General features: G+C 66.2%; 17 protein-coding genes and 2 pseudogenes. 9 read left to right on the top strand and 10 right to left on the bottom strand.

Features of this window, described 5'->3' with window-relative positions:
• Positions 1–94: 94 nt before the first annotated feature.
• Positions 95–1,416 (bottom strand): annotated as a pseudogene (locus tag AB0H42_RS09360) (IS701 family transposase).
• A 380-nt stretch (positions 1,417–1,796) separates the two neighbouring features.
• Here AB0H42_RS09360 and AB0H42_RS09355 point away from each other — a divergent pair.
• The 7 genes and pseudogenes from AB0H42_RS09355 to AB0H42_RS09325 all read left to right on the top strand — a co-directional run bounded on the left by AB0H42_RS09355 (position 1,797) and on the right by AB0H42_RS09325 (position 8,414).
• Positions 1,797–1,949, top strand: a complete 153-nt coding sequence (locus AB0H42_RS09355; RefSeq protein WP_357052263.1) for a hypothetical protein — start codon at positions 1,797–1,799, stop codon at positions 1,947–1,949.
• A 188-nt stretch (positions 1,950–2,137) separates the two neighbouring features.
• Positions 2,138–3,217 carry a hypothetical protein gene (locus tag AB0H42_RS09350; protein WP_357052260.1) on the top strand — a complete coding sequence of 360 codons (1,080 nt, stop codon included), beginning with the start codon at positions 2,138–2,140 and terminating at the stop codon, positions 3,215–3,217.
• A 264-nt stretch (positions 3,218–3,481) separates the two neighbouring features.
• Complete coding sequence (locus AB0H42_RS09345) at positions 3,482–3,634, top strand: hypothetical protein (RefSeq protein WP_357052257.1); 153 nt, start codon at positions 3,482–3,484, stop codon at positions 3,632–3,634.
• A gap of 106 nt (positions 3,635–3,740) precedes the next feature.
• On the top strand, positions 3,741–4,985 hold the full coding sequence (locus AB0H42_RS09340; protein ID WP_357052254.1) for an FxsB family cyclophane-forming radical SAM/SPASM peptide maturase: 1,245 nt from the start codon (positions 3,741–3,743) through the stop codon (positions 4,983–4,985).
• A gap of 46 nt (positions 4,986–5,031) precedes the next feature.
• On the top strand, positions 5,032–6,270 hold the full coding sequence (locus AB0H42_RS09335) for an MFS transporter (protein WP_357052251.1): 1,239 nt from the start codon (positions 5,032–5,034) through the stop codon (positions 6,268–6,270).
• Positions 6,271–6,704: 434 nt separating this feature from the next.
• A pseudogene (locus AB0H42_RS09330) lies at positions 6,705–7,262 on the top strand (IS701 family transposase); the annotation flags it as partial.
• A gap of 27 nt (positions 7,263–7,289) precedes the next feature.
• Positions 7,290–8,414 (top strand): aldehyde dehydrogenase family protein, encoded by a 1,125-nt coding sequence (locus AB0H42_RS09325; protein ID WP_357052293.1) that lies wholly within the window; start codon positions 7,290–7,292, stop codon positions 8,412–8,414.
• Between the two features lie 282 nt (positions 8,415–8,696).
• Here AB0H42_RS09325 and AB0H42_RS09320 read toward each other — a convergent pair whose 3' ends face one another.
• Positions 8,697–9,536, bottom strand: a complete 840-nt coding sequence (locus tag AB0H42_RS09320; RefSeq protein ID WP_357052248.1) for a mycofactocin-coupled SDR family oxidoreductase — start codon at positions 9,534–9,536, stop codon at positions 8,697–8,699.
• A 424-nt stretch (positions 9,537–9,960) separates the two neighbouring features.
• Between AB0H42_RS09320 and AB0H42_RS09315 the strand changes: the two genes are divergently transcribed.
• Positions 9,961–11,238 carry a cytochrome P450 gene (locus AB0H42_RS09315; protein ID WP_357052245.1) on the top strand — a complete coding sequence of 426 codons (1,278 nt, stop codon included), beginning with the start codon at positions 9,961–9,963 and terminating at the stop codon, positions 11,236–11,238.
• A gap of 129 nt (positions 11,239–11,367) precedes the next feature.
• Here AB0H42_RS09315 and AB0H42_RS09310 read toward each other — a convergent pair whose 3' ends face one another.
• Positions 11,368–12,303, bottom strand: a complete 936-nt coding sequence (locus tag AB0H42_RS09310; RefSeq protein WP_357052242.1) for a LysR substrate-binding domain-containing protein — start codon at positions 12,301–12,303, stop codon at positions 11,368–11,370.
• A 61-nt stretch (positions 12,304–12,364) separates the two neighbouring features.
• Here AB0H42_RS09310 and AB0H42_RS09305 point away from each other — a divergent pair, with 61 nt between their 5' ends.
• The gene (locus AB0H42_RS09305) at positions 12,365–12,775 is read left to right on the top strand and encodes a DUF5997 family protein (RefSeq protein ID WP_357052239.1); all 411 of its coding nucleotides are present in this window, start codon (positions 12,365–12,367) and stop codon (positions 12,773–12,775) included.
• Between the two features lie 129 nt (positions 12,776–12,904).
• Here the strand turns inward: AB0H42_RS09305 and AB0H42_RS09300 are convergent, their stop codons facing one another.
• The 7 genes from AB0H42_RS09300 to AB0H42_RS09270 are packed head-to-tail and all read right to left on the bottom strand — an operon-like array spanning position 12,905 to position 19,512.
• Positions 12,905–13,852, bottom strand: a complete 948-nt coding sequence (locus AB0H42_RS09300; protein WP_357052236.1) for an ABC transporter substrate-binding protein — start codon at positions 13,850–13,852, stop codon at positions 12,905–12,907.
• Positions 13,853–13,878: 26 nt separating this feature from the next.
• The gene (locus AB0H42_RS09295; RefSeq protein ID WP_357052233.1) at positions 13,879–14,586 is read right to left on the bottom strand and encodes a class II aldolase/adducin family protein; all 708 of its coding nucleotides are present in this window, start codon (positions 14,584–14,586) and stop codon (positions 13,879–13,881) included.
• A 10-nt stretch (positions 14,587–14,596) separates the two neighbouring features.
• Positions 14,597–15,754, bottom strand: a complete 1,158-nt coding sequence (locus tag AB0H42_RS09290; protein ID WP_357052230.1) for an LLM class flavin-dependent oxidoreductase — start codon at positions 15,752–15,754, stop codon at positions 14,597–14,599.
• Complete coding sequence (locus tag AB0H42_RS09285) at positions 15,751–16,797, bottom strand: LLM class flavin-dependent oxidoreductase (RefSeq protein WP_357052227.1); 1,047 nt, start codon at positions 16,795–16,797, stop codon at positions 15,751–15,753. Before AB0H42_RS09285 ends, AB0H42_RS09290 begins: the two co-directional genes overlap by 4 nt.
• Entirely contained in the window at positions 16,794–17,843 is a 1,050-nt protein-coding gene (locus tag AB0H42_RS09280; RefSeq protein ID WP_357052224.1) for an ABC transporter substrate-binding protein, read from the bottom strand. Before AB0H42_RS09280 ends, AB0H42_RS09285 begins: the two co-directional genes overlap by 4 nt.
• A gap of 11 nt (positions 17,844–17,854) precedes the next feature.
• Positions 17,855–18,652, bottom strand: a complete 798-nt coding sequence (locus AB0H42_RS09275) for an ABC transporter ATP-binding protein (RefSeq protein WP_357052221.1) — start codon at positions 18,650–18,652, stop codon at positions 17,855–17,857.
• A complete protein-coding gene (locus AB0H42_RS09270) occupies positions 18,649–19,512 on the bottom strand; it encodes an ABC transporter permease (RefSeq protein ID WP_357052218.1) in 864 nt (287 codons plus the stop codon). The genes AB0H42_RS09275 and AB0H42_RS09270 overlap by 4 nt, the downstream gene beginning before the upstream one ends.
• Between the last annotated feature and the right edge of the window lies 1 nt (position 19,513).

Genomic DNA, 19,513 nt, shown 5'->3' with positions numbered 1-19,513 from the left:
TATTTGGTGACTTCAGCACTCACTGCAGTACCAGGAGTTCACTCAAATCTCGAGCGCTGAGAACCGACCGGCGCCCGAGTTCCCAGATGCGCTCTTAGTACTCCAGCATCACTTCGTGATGTAATCGGTGTCGGCGCTGGTAGTGAGCTTGTTTCGCTCGGTGCTGGTGTCGTCTTCGCCAGGTCGACCAGTGCAGTGCTGTGGTGAGGTTCGGGACCGGGGTGGTCAGGTGTGCCAGGAGACGTCTGATCTCTCCGAGAGTGAGTGGAATGAGGCCGCTGCCAACGCTTTTGGGGAGACAGCCGCTGTCACGGCGAGGTAGGTATGCGCCAGCAGGGCGAGGGTGATGTGGCGGTACCAGGCGTCGTAACGACGGACCTGATAGTGGTCGAGCCCGACTTCGGTTTTCGCGGTCTGGAAACAGTCTTCGACCGCCCAGCGGGCGCCGGCGACTCGGATCAGGTCGTCGTCGCTGGTGCCGATCGGGGCCCCGCACAGGTAGTACGCGATTTCGAACTCACCCTTGGTGTCGGGGGTCAGTGATCGCCGGGCCAGCAACCACCGGGCCCAGCCGGGCCCGGCCTCGCTCTCGGTGGGCACGGAGGCCACGGCCCAGTCGAAAACCCGAGGGCATTTCGCGCCGTCTCCGCAGCTCCGGCGCTTCCACGCCTGCGGCGGTGCGTCAGCGACAACCTGACCGGCACGCCGACTGCCGGCCAGCGACAACATCACCGGCGCACTGCTGGGCACGGCCACCACATACCCGACCCGCCGCCGCTCGAGCCAGGTCCGGAACTTCGAATCACCACCGTAAGCCTCATCAGCGGTCACCCACCGTGCAGGCACCCCAGCATCCAGCGCCCGGGCCAGCATGCGCTGGGCCAAGACCTGTTTCGTCGCGAAATCGACCTCGTCGGGCACCCCGGCATCGCGGCAACGCGCCCGATCAGCGATCCACGACTTCGGCAGATACAGTTCCCGGTCGATCAACGTGCGCCCCTTCACGCTCGTATATGCGCAGAACACCCCGAGCTGGCAGTTCTCGACACGACCGGCCGTTCCCGAATACTGCCGTTGCACCCCAGCCGATTTCACCCCCTTCTTCAGAAAACCGGTCTCATCGACAACCAGCACGCCCTCCGGATCACCCAAATACTCGACCGCGTACGACCGCGCATCATCACGCACCCCATCGACATCCCACGCCGCCGCATTCAGAAGACGCTGCATCCCGATCGGCGTCAGATCGCCCGCGGCCTCGGCCAGTGTCCAGCCGTTCTTTCCCGCCAGCGGCGCCAGCAGACCCCGCACATACGCCCGCGCCCGCCGACGTGGCTCCGCCCGCAAAAACCGGCCCGCCACCCGCCCGAACAACTCGTCCAACCCAGCCGTCCACGCCACCAGATCTTCATCGATCAACACGAAAGCATATGCTACCCAGCACATCACGAAGTGATGCTGGAGTACTAACTCTGATCCCGGGTGGACTCTTTATCGGGGACTGCTCACGCACTGCTCCAGCATCGGGAGGGCCAAAGCTTTCGAGGTAGATAGCAGGCGGCGACCACCGCCAGCACAACCATTGAGAAACCTTGCGCCGCAATCGGTTTCTCAGCGTTGGGAGGACGCCGAAGGCGCTTCCGTGCCGGTCGCGATATGGTTTCACTGCCGGATGTCATCAATTCCCCAGTTGAATCCGATCCTCTCTGTGTACCGATAACTGCGGATAAGCGGCCGGTGAATGTGTGCTGCGCGGTTCCGGGGATCCGGAAAAGCTCTCGAAAGGTAGATACGTCATGGGCAATCTCGCCGAACTCGGGAACCGCAACTCGGAGGCATTGATGGGTGCCGCCGGCCCTGCCCTGCGCGAGGCATTGCAGCGACACCTGAACGACGCGCGTGCCGACCAGCGCAGCCACTTGCACTCCTTCATCGCGCCCTCCGAGTAGTCCGGGCACAGCGCACGATCCGTGGACGTGCCGACGCGCCGAGCTGTCCACGGGTTCACCGGATCGAATGCTTGGACGCGCATCGCAACGAGAGGATCAGAACCGATGGACCATTATCCTGGCGAATTCCCCCATGACAGGGAACAACAGCGTACGCAGGCGCGGGATTGCGCCCGGGGGATTGAACGATGAATCCTCCCAATGGCTTTGCCAACAGCAATACTCGGTCCTCCAGACTTGCCGCCTATTCCGATCTGTGTAGCGATGCCGGTCCGATCCATGCACGAGTAGCCGCCAACCTTGGCGTAAAGCTGCTGGCCGACGAACCGCTTCCGTTCCATCAGGTCGCTTCGCCTTGCTTGCTGCGGGTGCTGATCTCGCTCGAATCTCCGGAGATTCCGTTCTTGAACGATCCGAGAGAACTGGCGGCGGGGCGGCGATCACCACAATGGGAGTTCCTTTGTGACCAGGTGGAGAACTGGGATGGCCTGTCTACTCGCCAGCAGCTGCGGGTGGTGAAGGTCCTTGCAAAGCTGGCATTTTGGGAGATGATCGTTGCCCTCGTCGCGCCCGGCAATCACGATGCCTCGGAGTACGAGACGCGAGCACTGGCCTCCAGACGGGACGCCGCGCTTCTCCAGCTCGATCCTGGCGATCGTGATGCCGCCACGGGAGTGCACGACTTCACTGCTCGTACTGCGCTGGACGAGCACTTACCGGGCACTGTGCGCCTCGGAGCGGCAGTCAACCTGGTCGTCCATCATGCGCTCTCGGGTGGGCAGCTCGCCGATGTCGAGCACTGGGCGGCAGTCGCGGAGCCGCTGCTGGGGTCCATTCCGGTCGAGGGTGAGGGTTTGCTGCTACACAGCTGCTACTGGCGAGGGGTCAGCTTCGTGCCGTATCTCAAGGGCGATCACGACAGTGTCAGGTGGATGCTGGACATGGCCGAAGAGGCCGCGGTCCAAGCCTGTGACGAGGAGTGCAACCCAAATTCGCTCCCTTCCCTGGAGAATCTACATCCGCTGCTGGAGACGCGTGGCCGTGCGGCTCGGGACGCTGGAGATCTGGACTCGGCTGAGCATTATTATCGCCGTTTCGTCGATCACGATCCGCTGGATCCGAAGGGATGTGTCCGCCTGGCGGACTTCCTTTTCGGCACTGGGCGAAAGAGTGAGGCGCGAAACGAATACCTGCGCGCAGCCGAACTCGGCGTGCCCATGACAACTTACGCAACGGCACGGGCAGCCCTATGTCTCGCCGCGGAATAGTCCGATGGGGCCACTGACATCCCACTCTCCATGAGAAACAGATGAGAACACGATGCCGTCGAGAGCGGTTGCTACTAAAGGGTTCTCAACTCTGGGGAACGGGTGCAGACATCGATCGCGGTACGATTGGCCCGCCGGGATATCCTCTGATACCCCGGTTGAATTCCCAGTTTCCCGTGCACCGATAACCGCGGATGAACGGCCGGTGACTCTGTGCTGCGCGGTTCCGGGAATAAGGAACAGCTCTCGAAAGGTAGATACGTCATGGGTAATCTCGCCGAACTCGCGAACCGTAACTCGGAGGCATTGATGGGTGCCGCCGGACCCGCCCTGCGTGAGGCACTGCAGCGACACCTGAACGAAGCGCGTGCCGGAAAGCGGGGCAACTTCAACTCCTTCATCGCCCCCGCCGAGTAGTCCGGACAAGTGCGTGACCCGTGGACGTGCCGACGCGCGGGCTCGTCCACGGGTTCGCCGCACCGGGTGCCAGCGGTCGCGCATCACAACGAGAGGATCAGAACTGATGGAGCAGCAGCCTTGTGAATTGCCTTGGCATGGTTGGTCATCGGAATTCTCCGCACTACAGCGTGACGGGTGGCGGCCGTTGCCGTTCTACGAGTTCGTGGTCAAGATCCACGGCCGCTGCAACCTGGCCTGTGACTACTGCTACATGTACGAGATGGCGGATCAGAGTTGGCGGTCCAAGCCGAAGGCGATGAGCCGGCAAATCTTCCTCGGCGCCTGCCAGCTGATCAAGGAACACGCGGTCCACTTCGGACTGCCGGTGATCGACCTCGTTTTCCACGGCGGGGAGCCACTGCTGGTCGGGCCAAGCGATCTGGAGTACTTCGCACGGACCGCCCGGGAGATCTTGGATCCGGTTGTACAGGTGCGCTTGGGAATTCAGACGAACGGGGTCTTGATCAACGACGATGTACTGCGCATCTGCGACCAGTGGAACGTCAAGATCGGCGTCAGCCTCGACGGCGGAGAACCGGAGCACGACCGGCATCGGCTCGATCGCGCCGGCCGCGGTAGCTATGCCCGTGTCGTTGCCGGACTGGAGCAGCTGATGCCCCCGCACCGGCGGCATCTGTTCTCAGGACTGCTGTGCACCGTCGACGTGAGGAACGACCCCGTGCAGACCTACGAGGCAATGCTTCCCTTCGCGCCACCGGCAGTTGATTTTCTTCTGCCCCATGGTAATTGGACTACGCCACCACCGGGTCGCATACCGGACTCCGCCGAGACGCCGTATGCCGACTGGCTGATCACGGTCTTCGACCGATGGTATGGCGCACCGGTACGGGAAACCAGTGTGCGGTTGTTCGGTGACATCATCGAGCTGCTGCTGGGCGGCCAGGCGGGTTCGGAATCCGTCGGACTGTCGCCGATCCGCACGGCCACCATCGAAACCGATGGCTCGCTCGAACAGGTCGACCAACTGAAGTCGGTGTTCGACGGTGCCGCGCGAATTCCGGTTCGGGGCAGCGGCAACATGTTCGATGTGGCGCTGTCGGATCCGTCGATCGTGGCCCGTCAGATCGGCGCCGCCGCGCTGAGCGATACCTGTCTCGCGTGCCCAATCCACACCGTCTGCGGCGGTGGGCATTACGTGCATCGCTATCGGGAGGGCGCCGGCTTCCGCAACCGGTCCGTGTACTGCGCGGACTTGACCAAGCTCATCACACACATCGAATCGCGGGTGCGCACCGATTTCGAAGCGGCACTGGCGATCAGCGGCACGGAAGACCACACGCCCGCCTGACACCACCTGCCTCGGCCAGCTCTCCGGACCTCACAGGAGCTCGACCATGACTGTCCCCGGACTGCGCGGCAATCGGAACTTCGCCTTGCTGTGGTCTGGAAACGCGATGTCGCTGATCGGATTTCACGGCACCCGCATCGCCACGCCGTTGCTCGTCCTGGCGCTCACCCATTCCCCCACACTCGCCGGTTGGGCCGGATTCGCGCTCAGCGCACCGAATCTGATTTTCCAGGCCGCCGCCGGAGTGGTGGCGGACCACTACGACCGGATCCGCGTACTCCGGATCTGCCAGCTGGTCGGGCTCCTCTCGGCATGCGTGGTGACGGCGGCGGTCGCCGCCGATCCGCAGGGGCTCGCGCTGATGATCATCGTCGCCGCGTTCCTCGAGGGCACCGTGTACGTCTTCATCGAAATCTGCGAGGTCGGTGCGGTGCGTGATGTCGTGCCCGAATCTCAACGCTCGGCAGCCTTTTCGTTCCTCGAGTCCGAACAGCCGATCGCGTTGCTCATCGGGCGCGCCGCGGGCGGCGCGATCTACGGGCTGGCGCGCTGGCTGCCGTTCGCCGTCAACGCCGCCTCCTATCTGTACTGTCTGGTTGCCCTATCGCTGATCCGCCGCGAGCAGCCTGCGACGCCGGTGGCGCCCCGGGCGCGGCCGAGCATACGCGATATTGCTGCGGGCGTTCGCGTCGTATGGAATGAACCGCTATTGCGTCTGTCGACAACGGTCGCCGCACTGTCGAACATGATCATTCAGATCGTGCTTTTGCTGATCCTGTTCGAACTGACCCATGCCGGACGTCCGGCTTGGATCGCGGGCGTCGTGCTCGCCGCCGCAGGCGTCGGCGGAATCCTCGGCGCTGTGGTGGCAGCCCGGATCACCACCCGTTTCCCTGCCGCAGTGATCTATCGCACCGGGTTGTGGGTGTGGACGGCGCTGCTCATCCCGATCGCAGTGAGCGATAACCCCTTCGTACTCGCACTGTGCTGGGGCGGCATCGGCGGCGTCGGCGTGGCGGGCAGTGTGGCGTTGACGATCTATCAAGTCGAAGTCATCCCTGAGGAAGTATTCGGCCGCGCCGTCGCGGCGATGGGACTGATGACCAACGGTGCGGCGGCATTGGGCGCGCTCGCCGCCGGCTACTTGCTGTCACTGTTGGGACCCGTTCCAACGCGGTGGATTTCGCTTGCGCTGATGTGCGGACTGGCCGGCATCGTGAGCGTGAGTCGGTCTGCGCGTCCGACAGCGCTCCGTTCGGCGAGTTACGGCGCTCCGCTGGAGTGAGCTGTCGTGCAGGCTCGGCGTCCTGCGCGAACGACCCGCCCTCGTAGGGCTGGACTCGAACGCTCGACATGCGAAACGGCTCCATCCGAGAGCCTGATCAACCGCCGAAGTCCCCCGACGTGAGGTCAGTTTATTGATGGCCTTCGTCGATGACGATCTATTATGGAAACCGACCGTCGGATCGCTCCGACCCGAACGCCGAAACACGGCCTCTGCTCGCGCTGGACGTGGGCGCCGCAGCCGCATGTCGTCCTGGCGCTGACTCGCCAGCAAGCGGGTTCGCCGATGAGACGCACAAGGGCGACACCGACCCCGGCGATGGGCTGCGGCGGTGTCGGCGCCAGCGTTAATACTGCAACGACACTCGGTTGAGTCGGTGCTGGTAGATGTGTGTGGTGGTGTTGGATCGTGCTGTGGCCGAGTTGGATTCGTTGATGGCGGTGGTGGGTGCCCGGTTCACGCGGTCGGAGCCGCGGGCTCGGGCGCGGGAGTATGTGTCGGGCCTGGTCGCGGGGCTGGAGCGGAAGAATGGGTGGACGCTGGCCGAGCGTGCCGGTGAGGCGGGTCCGCAGGGGATGCAGCGGTTGCTGCGGCGGGCGGACTGGGATGTCGATGGGGTCCGTGACGACGTGCGGGCCTATGTGGTGGACCGGCTCGGCGATCCGGATGCGGTGCTGGCCGCCGATGAGACCGGGTTCTTGAAGAAGGGGGTGCGCTCGGCGGGGGTGCAGCGGCAGTACTCGGGCACGGCTGGGCGGACGGAGAACTGCCAGATCGGGGTGTTTCTGGCGTATGCGTCCGGCCGCGGGCATGCGCTGATCGACCGGGAATTGTATGTTCCCGAGTCGTGGACGGTCGACCGTGAGCGTTGCCGGGCTGCGGGCATCGCCGATGAGGTCGGGTTCGCTACGAAGCCGCGGCAGGTGATCGCGATGCTGGACCGGGCCCTGGCTGCCGGGGTGCCGTTCGCGTGGTTCACCGCCGATGAAGCCTGGCACGACTACGGGGTACCGGTCTCCTTGGCGATCAATACGCTGCTGCTCGAACGCTTCCTGCGCCACTTCGCCGGTTACGTCGACAAGCCGCATGGTCTGAGCACCCCGGCCGCCGGTTCGTTCGACCTCAATCTGATCGAACGCGAACCCTATGGCGTAGTCGGAGTCATCGCCCCGTGGAACGGCGCGATGGTCGTGGCCGCCTCGTGTGTGGCTCCCGCATTGGCCGCCGGCAACGCCGTCGTCTTCAAACCCTCGGCGTCGGCGCCGTACGCGGCGTTGCGGTTCGGTGAGTTGTGCACCGAGGTGGGGCTGCCACCGGGGCTGGTCGATGTGGTGCCGGCCGAGGCGGAGGGCAGTGATGCGCTGGTGCGGCACGCCGGCATTCGCAAGATCCATTTCACCGGCGGCGGGGTGACCGCGCGCAAGGTCCTCGCGGCCGCCGCGGAGAACCTGGTGCCCGTGGTCGCCGAGCTGGGCGGCAAGTCCGCCAATATCGTATTCGTCGACGCGGATCTCGATGCCGCCGCGCAGCTGTCGGCATATCAGGGTCCCCTCGTCCAATCCGGGCAGAGTTGTGCCTGTGCCAGCCGCGTACTGGTGCACGAATCCGTCTACGATTCTTTCCTGGAAAAGTTCGTTGCCGCCGTCGAATCCGCGCGCGTCGGCGACCCATTCGACCCCTCGGTGATATTCGGCCCGGTGGTGAGCGCGACGGATGCCGAACGAATCCTCGGCGTGATCGATCGGGCCGTGTCCACCGGTGCCGGGGAACTGCTCACCGGCGGAAAACGGATAGGCGGCGATCTCGCCGACGGCTATTACGTCGAGCCCACGGTATTCGGCAACGTCGACAACCGATCGGACCTGGCGCGGACCGAAACCTTCGGTCCCGTGGTGTCGGTGATGAAATTCGCCGACGAGGCGGAAGCGATCGCAACCGCCAATGACAGCCCCTATGGTCTCAACGCCTTCATCCAGACCACAGACCTGGCCCGCGCGCACCGTGTCGCGCGGTCTCTGCACGCCGGATCCATATGGATCAACCAGGTCAGTGATATCTCACCGCAGGGGCCCTACGGCGGATACAAACACAGCGGCTTCGGCCGCACCGGGGGCTCGACGGCCTCTACGAGTTCATGCAGGTGAAGAACATTCGAATCGGAATGGGCTGAACTACGGCCGATCAGGGGCGGCGAACGCCCGACCGGATGGCCGTCGATCGCGCGGGAGCCGGTGGGTCGATCCGGACTCCGCGTCGGCACGTCTCGCTGCGGGGGCGTATCGCGACGCCCGGCCCGCCGGCCACCGCGCGTCGGCCGGCCATTCCGCTTCTGTGGGCCGGCTATAGGTGCACTCGGCCGATGATCGGCCCGGTCGAGCGCACCGCGTGGTGGGAGGGCCCGCCGGAATCATTCGGCGGGCCGTCGGCTATTTCAGTGTGCTGCCCGCGTCGACGGTCATGGGAAGTCCGGTGACGTAGCGGGCTTCGTCGGAGGCGAGGAACAGTACAGCGTTGCTGATGTCCACCGGTTCGACCCAGCCGACCGGCAGTACATGCATGAACTGTGCGACCGGCTCGAAGTCCGCCACACCCGGATTCTCCAGATCGGGGCGGAACATTTTCATGGTGCCCTCGTTCATGAACATCGGTGTATTCACATTGGTCGGATGCACCGAGTTGACCCGGATCGAATGTTGGCCCAATTCGACCGCGAATGTCCGCATCAGGCCCACTACACCGTGCTTGGCGGCGATGTAGTGGCCCGTATGCGGATAGGCCTTCAGTCCACCCACCGAGCTCGTCAAGATGATGGATCCGCCCGCGCCTCCGGACAGCAGATGCGGGACAGCGGCTTTCACGGTCTTCCAGACACTGGAGAGGTTGATGTCGATCATCGTGTTCCAGTCCTGCTCGCCGAGCTTGTCCAAGGTCTCGCCGCCGTTGCCGATCCCGGCGTTGGCGACAACGATATCCAGCCGGCCCAGCTGCTCGACCCCGCTACCCACCGCGGCGTGCAAGGCGTCGAAGTCGCGGACGTCGACCTGCGCGGTGACGATCCGTCTACCCAATCCTTTCACCAGGTCGGCGGTTTCGGCGAGGTCGTCCGGTGTGGACGGCGGAATCTGGTCGGTGCCACTGACCGGTTTGCACACATCGACCGCGATGATGTCTGCGCCCTCCTGCGCCAACCGCACCGCGTGGCTACGTCCCTGGCCCCGTGCCGCACCTGTGATGAAGGCGACCTTGCCTTCGACTCGACCGACCATGAAGCACCTCGTTCCTCGCGATCGGGCGAGGGAACGCCCGATATCCAATAATATTCGATCGTTTGATCGATCGATCAAATCGTGCACTGGGTGCGGGCTGCTGTCAATGGCTCGCCCGGGAATGCGACTGCCTGATCGTGGCGGCCGGCAGTGATGTCCATGGGTGTTGCGCTCATCGGCCGGGCCGGCGCTGTGCTGCGTTATGGCAGCGGCTGAGCTGGGCGCTTTCGGGGGTTTTCAAGGCTGGGCCGCGCGGCCCGGGGTGCGAGCTCCGGGTCATTTGTCTTCTTGACCCCGGTCTGCGGGTCGTGGTACTCATGAATCGCTCACTAATTCTGATCGATCGATCAAACCAGCGGTGTCTTGGTAGATCTCGCGGGGAGCGACGGATCAGCCCGCCGCCCCGTGTCACGAAAGGCTGACAATGACCGATCCGGCGTCTGTCGACTACTTCTCCGATGCACTGGTCGCCCAGGACCCCTACGAATATCTGGCCTATCTGCGTAGCCGGAACCCGGTGTTCCGGGAACCGCACTACGGAGTTGTCGCGGTCACCGGCTACCAGGAAACCAACGAGGCATTCCGGAATACCGATGCCTTCTCCGCCTGCGTCGCGATCGGCGGACCGTTTCCACCACTGCCGTTCGTCCCTGTCGGCGACGACATCGGCGCGCAGATCGAGGCACATCGGCACCAGTTCCCGATCTACGAGCACATGGTCACCATGGACCCCCCGGAGCACACCCGCACCCGTACCCTGTTGAGCCGGCTGCTCACCCCCAAGAGGCTCAAGGAGAACGAGGAGTACATGTGGCGGCTGGCCGATCGCCAACTCGACGAGGTTCTCACAGGCGACCGATGTGAGTTCCTCGACGACTACGCGAAGCCGTTCGCCACACTCGTCATCGCCGACCTGCTCGGCGTTCCCGACGCCGACCGGGACAAATTCCGCGCCCGGCTGGCCGGCCACAAGGACCCCGGCACCAGGGTGGGGGCCCTGGACCATGAGCCGGTGGGAAGCAATCCCTTGGAATGGCTGGAGGAAACCTTCGGTGAGTACATCGCCGAACGTCGCGCCTCTCCGCGCGAGGACATTCTGGGAATACTCGCGTCCACGACCTACCCCGACGGATCGGTACCCGAGATCATTGATATCGTGCGCCCGGCGACCTTTCTCTTCGCGGCCGGACAGGAGACCGTCACCAAACTGCTCAGTTCCGCGGTCCGGGTGCTCGCCGAACGACCGGAGCTCCAGCAACTGATCCGCGCGGACCGCAGTCTGGTCGGTCCGCTGATCGAAGAATCGCTCCGTATCGAAAGCCCCACCAAGGTCGACTTCCGGCTCGCCCGTAAGAGCACGCAACTGGGTGGTGTCGATATCCCCGCCGGCACGGTGGTGATGTTGTGCATCGGCGCCGCCAACCGGGACCCGCGCAAATTCGAGAACCCCGATGAATTCCGGGTCGATCGCCGAAACGCCCGCGAGCACATCGCCTTCGGCCGGGGCATCCACACCTGTGCCGGTGCGCCGCTGGCCCGCACCGAGGGACAGGTCACCGTGAATCGGATGCTGGACCGTCTGCGTGACCTCGCCATCGACGACAGCAGGCACGGCTCGCCGGACAATCGCAGCTACCACTACGAACCGACGTTTCTCCTGCGGGGATTGCGTGATCTACACATCACCTACACACCCGTGTAATGAGCCGTTCGGTGCACGGACCACGGCACCGGCCGGACGACGTGTTCAGCACGCGAAGTAGTTCTGCGGGGGCGATTCAGTGCGCGACGCACGCGGGCCGGTGGCGCTGCCAGGGTCGTCGCACTCGCGCTAGCGTTTGCGCCCCCGTGCCGGCTTCTTCCTGGACGGGACCGGTTTCCTCGCGGGACGCGGTCGCTTCGCCGGGGCGTGCGGCTTCCGCGGTTCTGGTTCGGTGCTTTTTCCGGCGGGGGAGCGGGAGCTGTGTTCCGAACGGCCGCGCACTACGCCGATGAACTCCTCGACCAGATCGGTGGTCCGGGCCTGCGGCCAGACCAGGGCGATTTCGGTCTCGTCGGTATCGGTCACCGTGCGGTAGACGACGTCGCGCCGGTGGTGCAGGCGGGCGATCGAATGCGGAACGATGGCGACGCCGACTCCGGCGGCGACCAGTTCGATGGCGGCTCCGGCGGCGTCGATATCGGCGGTGTCCTGCAGGCGCTCGCCCGCGAGATCGGCCATGCCGACCTCGTCGAGCAGTGAAATCTCGTGGTCCTTGGGTACCACGACGACGGGCAACTCACGGTAGAGCGGGATCGCGTTCATATTGCCGCGGTCGATCGGCAACCGGACGAAGCACATGTCGACCCGGCCCTCGCGCAGCGCCGGCTCCTGGTCGGCCTGAGCCACAGCGACCAGCTGGAGCGGGGTATCCGGGAACCGCCGCCCCCAGATCCGCTCCCACTTGGTGACGGTGACGCCGGGCACGAACCCGACCCGCAGCGTGGCCGGGGCAGCGTCCGCCGCGGTGCCCGCCTCGTCCTCGGAACGCGCGATGATGTCGCGCGCCTCCCGCAGCAGCTCCTGTCCCGCATCGGTCAGCCGGGTGGGCTGTGCCCCCGGTACGAACAGCTTCGTGCCGAGCTCGGTCTCCAGATCGATGACCGTGTGGCTGAGCTTCTGGCGGGAGATGTGCAATGCCTTCGCGGCGCGGGCGAAGTGCAGCTCCTCCGCGACTGCGGCAAACCAGCGCAGGCGCTGCACATCGATCGAGGGGAACCGGCTCATACCGGCAAGCGTATGGCACCGCGGAGTCCGGACCGGCTCGGCGGCCCGATACCCTGTTCCGGTGAGCCTGGACAAGAAACCGCAGATGATGAAGCCGCTGACGGCGGCGAACAAGCTCGGCATCTATCTTCCGGCGGCTCCCGAACAGTTCCGGAACAACCCGATTTCCCGCAGCGAGCTGGACGAGCTCCGGACGAACCCGCCGCAGTGGCTCACCGAGCTGCGCCGCACCGGACCGTTCCCGCGCGACGTCGTGGCCCGTAAGCTCGGTGTCTCCAACAGTGGCCTGACCCGGGCGGGAGTGTCCGATTCGCTCACCGCCGACGCGATCGCCGCTCTCCTCGCGGATCCGCCGGAGTGGCTGATCCGCGAACGCGAGAGCTATGCCGCCGTGCGTGCCGAGGACGAACGGGTCCAGGCCAAGGAGGCCGAACGCCGGGCAGCGACCAACCGGTCTCCGAAGGGCTACTAGTTCTCAGGGTCCACCGAGCTCGGGCACGCACGATTCCACCGGCCGCCCGCCGGGGTGGAAGCCGAAGGATGCCGGCAACCACCCACGGCTGGTCTGCCTACCTGGCTCGGGGTGGTGACCGGCCGAGCCTCAGCCCGCGGTGACCGGACGACCGGTCGCGACGACCTCTGCGATCCACGGTAGGACCGCGGCGCGGACATCGACCGTTCGGGGGAGAAGACCGTTGGCGTGCAGGAGGTCTGCCGAACGCTGCTGCTCATCGAGGAATTCATCGGTGACCGGGCCGATCCCGAAGGGGCGTCCGCGCAACGCCGCCTCCCAGCGATCGAGATCGGCGGTACCGCCGCGCCGCTGCGCATCGTCGACGAAGAACCGCGCCGCTTCGCGCGGGTTGGCGACAATCCACGCATCCGATTCCTGCAGGGCCGTGATGATGGCTTCGAGTTCCGGGCGATGATTGTCGGCGAACTCGCGCCGGACGAACCACAACGACGGGTGGCTGAAGAGACCGTCGGTGTCGATGAGCGTGTGTACCTGCGCGGCGGCTTCGACCTCCGCCAGCGCCGGGTAGGCACCGACCCACGCGTCGATATCGCCGCGCAACAGGGCCGTGCCCCCGTCGTTCACGTCGATATCGACCGGGACGATATCGGACCAGCGCTTGCCCGCACGGTCGAGCGCCAGCAGGGCCAGCGTGGTCTGCCACGAACCGTGTGCGATCCCGACCCGCTTGCCGGGCAGGTCGGCGACGGTGCGGATACCGGAGTTCGCGAGGCTCACCACTCGCCCGTTGTCGACGCGCGGGCCGGAGATCCCGACATACACCAGATCGCGTCCCTGCCCCAGGCCGGTGATCGGCGGGGTGAACCCGGTGCCGATGAAGTCGTACCCGCCCTCCTCGAACAACCAGTCCGAGTGCAGTGTCGGCAGCCCGGTACGGGGATCGGTCCGAGGCGGGGCCGGGAGTTCGCGTAGGTCAACCCACTCGACATCACGGAGGTGGGGTTCGAGCAGGCCGTTGTGGCGCAGTACGAACAAGGAGTTGTTGTTCGGGAAGTAGCCGATACGAGTAGTCATGAGAGGTCTCCTTTGCCGGCTGAATGTCAGACGAGACCGCGGCGGCGGGCTTCGTCGAGTAGTCCACTGCGTCCCCACTGGGCCACGAGGTTCGTCGGATCGAAATCGACAGCGCCGCCGACGAGTTCACCGAGCGCTTGATACTGGGCGCCCTCTTCGAGCAGGACCACGAATTTGGCGAGGTCGAGCAGGCCCGACCGGCCGATCACGTTGACCCCGCCGTTGGCCTCGAAGATCGCGACGAGGTCCGGGTCGTCGACGAGGCGGTCGAGAATGAAGTCAGCGGGGGCCTGGCTGCGGTCGATATGTGCGGGGATATCGCGGGAGAGGGTCAGGCGCTGCGAGGCCGCGTACTTGATGCGCAGGGTCCGGTGGGTCTGGGCCCATCCGCCCAGCCAGGGCGTGTGCACGTGCACGATCGAGGTGATCTCGGGATGTTTGAGGAACACCCGGGCGTAACCGGTGACGAATCCGGCGGGACCGTCGCCGGCCAGCACCTCTCCGTCGAACGACGCGAGGATCGGCTTCGCGCTCCGGTCCTGCGCCCACGGTCCGGGTTCGTTGAGCGCGACCGCCAGTTCTTCGCCGGGGACCCGCTCGACGAAGTTCACGGTGCCGTTGGCGGAAACGGTCCCGGTCTCGCGGAACACGCGGAAAGCGGTGTCGGCAGCGCGGCGAGCGTCGTCGACGAAGGCCTCGACGGCGGGGGTGACGCGAGTTTCGATGCCGGTCATGATGATTCTCCTATCGGGGGGAAAGGGTGCGCACCGGGGTGGGAGTGGTGCGCCGGAGGAGTGGCAGCACTTCTTCGCCCACGCGGTAGGCCTCTTCGAGGTGGGGATTGCCGGCGAGGATGAACGCGTCCACGCCGAGATCGATCAATTGGTCGAGGCGTTCGGCGATCTGCTCGTAGCTGCCCACGAGCCCGAACGCCGGCCCGCCGCGGATGAGGCTGAACCCGCACCACACGTTGGGCTGGACTTCGAGGTCGCGGTATCCGGTGATGTGCTGCGGCACCCAGCCTTTGATCCGGGCGGCACCGACGGAGTCGCCCTGGGCGGCCCGGTCGGCTGCCGCACGGTCGACGGACGCCCACCCCTTCTCGATCTCCGTCCACGCAGCCTCTTCGGTATGCCGGGCAACGATGTCGATGCGGACCGCGAACTTCGGTGTGCGGCCCGATTTCTCGGAATGTGCGCGGACCCCGTCGAATTTCGCCCGCAGGTCGTCGAACGGTTCGAGCCACGACAGGTAGTAGTCGGAGTGCCGGCCCGCGGCGTCCACGGCGGCCCCGGACGACCCGGAGAAGTACACCTCGGGGAACGACTGCCCCGCCAGCAAAGGCGGCAGCGCCGCGCCCGCGGTCCGGAAGAACCGCCCCGCGTAGTCGAACGGCGTTCCGTCCCATACGCCGCGCAGCACGTCGAGGAACTCCGAGGTGCGCGCGTAGCGGTCGTCGTGCGCCACCTTGTCGCCCCACCACAACTGCGGTGCCCCACCGCCGCCGCTGATGATGTTGTAGACCAGGCGCCCCCCGGTGGCGCGCTGCAGGCTCGCCGACATCCGGGCGGCCTGCAGCGGGTGCAGGAACCCGGGCTGGAACGCCACCATGAAGCGGTAGGTATCGGTTTCCCGGGCGAGTGCGGACGCGGTGGCCCACGGGTCCTCGGTGATCGGGAAGGAGGGCAACAGCCCACCGACGAAGCCCGCGGACTCCGACGCCTTCACCACCGCGGCCATATGGTCGATATAGCTGTATCCGTCCAATCTGCCGCCCCGGATCGCGGGCGCGATATTGCCCGGCCCGTGGCCGCCGGCATGCCCCCGGTTGTAGCGACGTGGCGTGCGCAACGACGCATGGTCGCCCTCCATCCCGATGCGCCAGTAGAAGTCCGTGCTCACGCGTGGTTCTCCTGTCCTGCGAGAGTGCGGCCGGCCGGGTCGGCGAGGTGTAGCAGGTGTTCTCCGGCCCGGTGCAGTTCCTCGATATGCGGATGCCCGGTCAGTTCGAATATCTCGATGCCGCGCGTGCGGTAGTCCGAGAGCGCCTGCGCCACCTGGTCGTAACTACCGACCAGGCCGATCGACCGGGTGTAACCGATGCGATCGAAGCCCGGCCAGCGGAAGTCGTCGCGTGCGAGTGCCCGGACCTCGGCGTCGTCCGCCTCCGGGGCAACCTCGCGCCACTGGCGCAGGACGCGCGCCCACGCCTCGTCCTCGGTCTCCCGGGCGATGACAGGCAGGGCGAGTGCCGCGCGCACGGTGCGCCCGGATCCGCTCGCCGCATCCCGCAAGGACGCCACCGCATCGTCGACGCCGTCCGCGGTCTCGGTGAAAATGTGCACGTCGCCGTGCTCGGCCGACAGTTCGATCGCCTCGGCCGAATTGCCGGACAGGTGGACGCGGGGAAATGGCAGACCCGACAGGATGCCACGAAATCCGCCATCGACGACGTCGTAGTATTCGCCGGCGAATTCGAACCCGGTACCCCCGAACCGTCCGGGCAACACCTGCTCCTCGTTCCACACGCCCCGTGCGACGGTGAGGAATTCGGCTGCCCGCCGGTAACGATCGGCACCGGTGACCCGATCACCGCGAGCCGCGGCGTCGCCGGCGTCGGTGTCGATGCGCAACCGCCAGTCGAGCCGGCCGTTCGAGAGTCGTTGCAGGGTGGCCGACAGCTTGGCCGCGTACACGGGTGTCCCGAACGCCGGATGGAATTCGACGCCGACCCGCAGGTGCCGGGTCTGCCGCAGGGCGGAGCCGGCGACCACCCACGATTCCTCACCCTCCGGGTCGTAGGGAGCGACGACACCGTCGAGTCCGGACAGTTCGGCGGCGAGGACGACCTGGTCGAGGAAGTCGAATCCGCCGCGGTGTGCGGAGACGGAACCGACATGGCGGCCGTCCCCGCGCACCGGAAGCTCCCACCGGAACTCGGTCACGACGAGGCCTCGCTTTCGGCGGCCAGCCGGGCGCTCGCCTGCTGCAGCGGTTCCGGGGCGACCCATGCGGCGAGATCGAAGTCCGTGGCGAGGAAGCCGTGGGTGTAGAGGAACTGTTTCTGCACGTCGAGCAGTTCGATCCGCTCGTCGGACAGCGTCGGGTGCAGACCGCGGTGGAAAGTGTCGCCGTATGCGGCCTGGACGCCCGCCGCGCCGGAGAAGGTCTCCCGGGCCAGTACGGCGCGGACCTCGTCGAGATTGCCGGCGGCCCAGTTCGCGGCCCGCAGCGTCTGCGTGAGGAACCCGACCACCAGATCGGGGCGCGACTCCAGCAGGTCCGCGTGCACGGTGATCGGGCGCGGGGTGCCGTTGTTGACGCGCGAGCGCTTCGATGCGGTGGTATCGAGATCGACCGCGGTACGCAGGCCGTGTTCGCGGGCGACCTCCTGAGCGCGGGCGCCCTTGACGTAGATCGCATCGACGTCACCGGCGAGCAGCGCTTCCACGCCCCAGGTGGTGATTCTGCGACCCGTTGCCTTCTCACCCCGTACCTGCGGGTTGCGCTCGACCGCGACCTCGACGGGCCGGACGTCGGCGAAGGAGAGCCCACCGAGGGCCAGCGCACTCGCGAACCCGTGCAGAGCCATCGCCCGGGGGAAACTGCGGGCCCGGTCCCGCGCCCAGGCGGGGACCGCGACCCGCAGCCCGGCCAGATCACCCGGTCCGGAAGCGGGTGAATCGGGTGCCACCAGAATCGCTTGTGCCTCGTCGATCCAGGTCAGGCCGATCAGTCTGGTGGGTGAACCCTCGGCCCGCGCCGCGAGTGCGGGCACATTGCCGCCCTCGCGGATCAGGCCCAGCAGCTGATGGTCGAAGTGCCGTGACGCCAGGTCGGGACCGGCATCCTGCAATACGCCCAGACCGATCCCGGCCGCGGCGGCGGTCTCGCCCAGCCAGCCGAGACTGTGGGCCAAGCCGCTCGCGGTGGGCACGGGGCACCGCGTGTACCAGAGAGTGTCGAGAACAGGGTCGGCGGCAGCGGTCATCGCGTGCTCCTTCAGGTGGTCGTGGGGGAAGAGGTGCGGCCGACACCCAGCTCGGCCAGGAATGCCGCGCGGTAGCGGAGGGACTCCGGATCGGTGCGGTCCCGGGGGCGGGCGAGGTCGATATCGATATCGACCGCGAACCGGCCTTCATTGAGGATCAGTACCCGGTCGGCCAGCCGGACCGCTTCGTCGACGTCGTGGGTCACCAGGAGCACCGCGGGCCGGTGCCGCGCGACGAGGTCGCCGACCAGATCCTGCATCTGGAGCCGGGTCAGCGCGTCGAGCGCCGCGAACGGCTCGTCGAGCAGCAGCAGTTCCGGCTCGCGAACCAGAGCCCGGGCCAGCGCCACCCGCTGTGCCTCGCCACCCGACAGAGTCGCCGGCCACTGGCGCGCCTTGCCCTCGAGGTTGACCTCGGCCAGCGCCCGGGTAGCGCGCTCCTTGGTGTCGGCGGTGCGGCGCTGACCGATCGTGACATTGCCGAGAACCCGTTTCGACGGGATCAGCCGCGGCTCCTGGTAGACGGTCGTCCGGCGTGCCGGTACGAGAACCTGTCCTCCGTCCGGTTTCTCGAGACCGGTCAGCAGCCGCAGCAGGGTGGTCTTTCCGGTTCCGGACGGACCGAGCAGGACGACGAACTCGCCCCGGCGGATCTCCAGGTCGATCCCGTCGAGAACGGTGGTGGCACCGAACGTCTTGCGCAGGCCCGCGATCGACACCGCCACCGGTTCACCTGCTCTGCGGGCGGTGGCCGACGCCGGGCTCCGGGTGCGAGTGGACAGCGGAGGCAAGGGCGCTTCGGCGCTCATCGGGTAGCCACCTGTCCGCGCCACGGCATCGCGAACCGTTCGATGATCCGGACCACTCCGTCGAAGATCAGCCCCAGTACCGCGTACAGCACTACACAGAGCACCATGTAATCGGTGCGGTTGTACTCCTGGGCGAGGGTCACCAGATAGCCGATCCCTTCCCTGGTGCCCACCTGCTCTGCCGCGATCAGGCCGGTGATCGCAATGGACAGGCATATCCGCAGTGCCATCAGCACCCCGGGCAGCGCCGAGGGGAGGATCACCTCGAACACCAGGCGCGGGCCTCTCGATCCGAAGCTCCGCGCCGCTTCGACCATCTTGCGATCGACATTGCGGACGCCGAGATAGGTGTAGGCGTACATGGGTCCGACCGTGGCGAACGCGATCAGCAGTACCTTGAACGTCTCGTCGATACCGAACCAGGCGATGAAGAGGGGAACCAGCGCGAGGAACGGAACCGCTCGGTTGATCTGCATCGTGGAGTCCACGAGTTCCTCACCGAGACCGGACAATCCGGAGAGGACACCGAGAATCAACCCGGCCGCGACCCCGAACAACACTCCGAGAGCGGCACGATTGAACGAGGCGATCGAGAAATCGACGAGCTGTCCCGTCTCGTACAACTCCACGAAAGCCGTCCATACCTTCGGTGGCCCGGCCAGGATCTCCTCGGGAATCACACCGGTCGCCGAACCGATCCACCACACCGCGACGAGCAGGGCGGGCACCAGGAAACGCAGCGGAATCGACACCCACCGGGGCCGCGGCCGGCCGGCCCGGTATCGCGGCACCTCGAGGCCGGGTTCCCCGCGGCTCCGACCGGGTTCTCCCTTCGCGCGCGGTGTGGTCACGACGGCCATC

Origin of the sequence: Nocardia sp. NPDC050799 (assembly GCF_040654015.1) — a bacterium.
In the GTDB taxonomy this organism is placed as follows: Bacteria; Actinomycetota; Actinomycetes; order Mycobacteriales; family Mycobacteriaceae; genus Nocardia.
Note: the sequence above shows the minus strand (reverse complement) of the source record. Positions and strands in the feature narration are given on the sequence as shown.

Coding starts and splice junctions, on each gene's coding strand:
- AB0H42_RS09355 (WP_357052263.1), top strand. CDS start 1,797: ATGGGCAATCTCGCCGAACTCGGGAACCGCAACTCGGAGGCATTGATG.
- AB0H42_RS09350 (WP_357052260.1), top strand. CDS start 2,138: ATGAATCCTCCCAATGGCTTTGCCAACAGCAATACTCGGTCCTCCAGA.
- AB0H42_RS09345 (WP_357052257.1), top strand. CDS start 3,482: ATGGGTAATCTCGCCGAACTCGCGAACCGTAACTCGGAGGCATTGATG.
- AB0H42_RS09340 (WP_357052254.1), top strand. CDS start 3,741: ATGGAGCAGCAGCCTTGTGAATTGCCTTGGCATGGTTGGTCATCGGAA.
- AB0H42_RS09335 (WP_357052251.1), top strand. CDS start 5,032: ATGACTGTCCCCGGACTGCGCGGCAATCGGAACTTCGCCTTGCTGTGG.
- AB0H42_RS09320 (WP_357052248.1), bottom strand. CDS start 9,536: ATGGTCGGTCGAGTCGAAGGCAAGGTCGCCTTCATCACAGGTGCGGCA.
- AB0H42_RS09315 (WP_357052245.1), top strand. CDS start 9,961: ATGACCGATCCGGCGTCTGTCGACTACTTCTCCGATGCACTGGTCGCC.
- AB0H42_RS09310 (WP_357052242.1), bottom strand. CDS start 12,303: ATGAGCCGGTTCCCCTCGATCGATGTGCAGCGCCTGCGCTGGTTTGCC.
- AB0H42_RS09300 (WP_357052236.1), bottom strand. CDS start 13,852: ATGACTACTCGTATCGGCTACTTCCCGAACAACAACTCCTTGTTCGTA.
- AB0H42_RS09295 (WP_357052233.1), bottom strand. CDS start 14,586: ATGACCGGCATCGAAACTCGCGTCACCCCCGCCGTCGAGGCCTTCGTC.
- AB0H42_RS09280 (WP_357052224.1), bottom strand. CDS start 17,843: ATGACCGCTGCCGCCGACCCTGTTCTCGACACTCTCTGGTACACGCGG.
- AB0H42_RS09275 (WP_357052221.1), bottom strand. CDS start 18,652: ATGAGCGCCGAAGCGCCCTTGCCTCCGCTGTCCACTCGCACCCGGAGC.
- AB0H42_RS09270 (WP_357052218.1), bottom strand. CDS start 19,512: ATGGCCGTCGTGACCACACCGCGCGCGAAGGGAGAACCCGGTCGGAGC.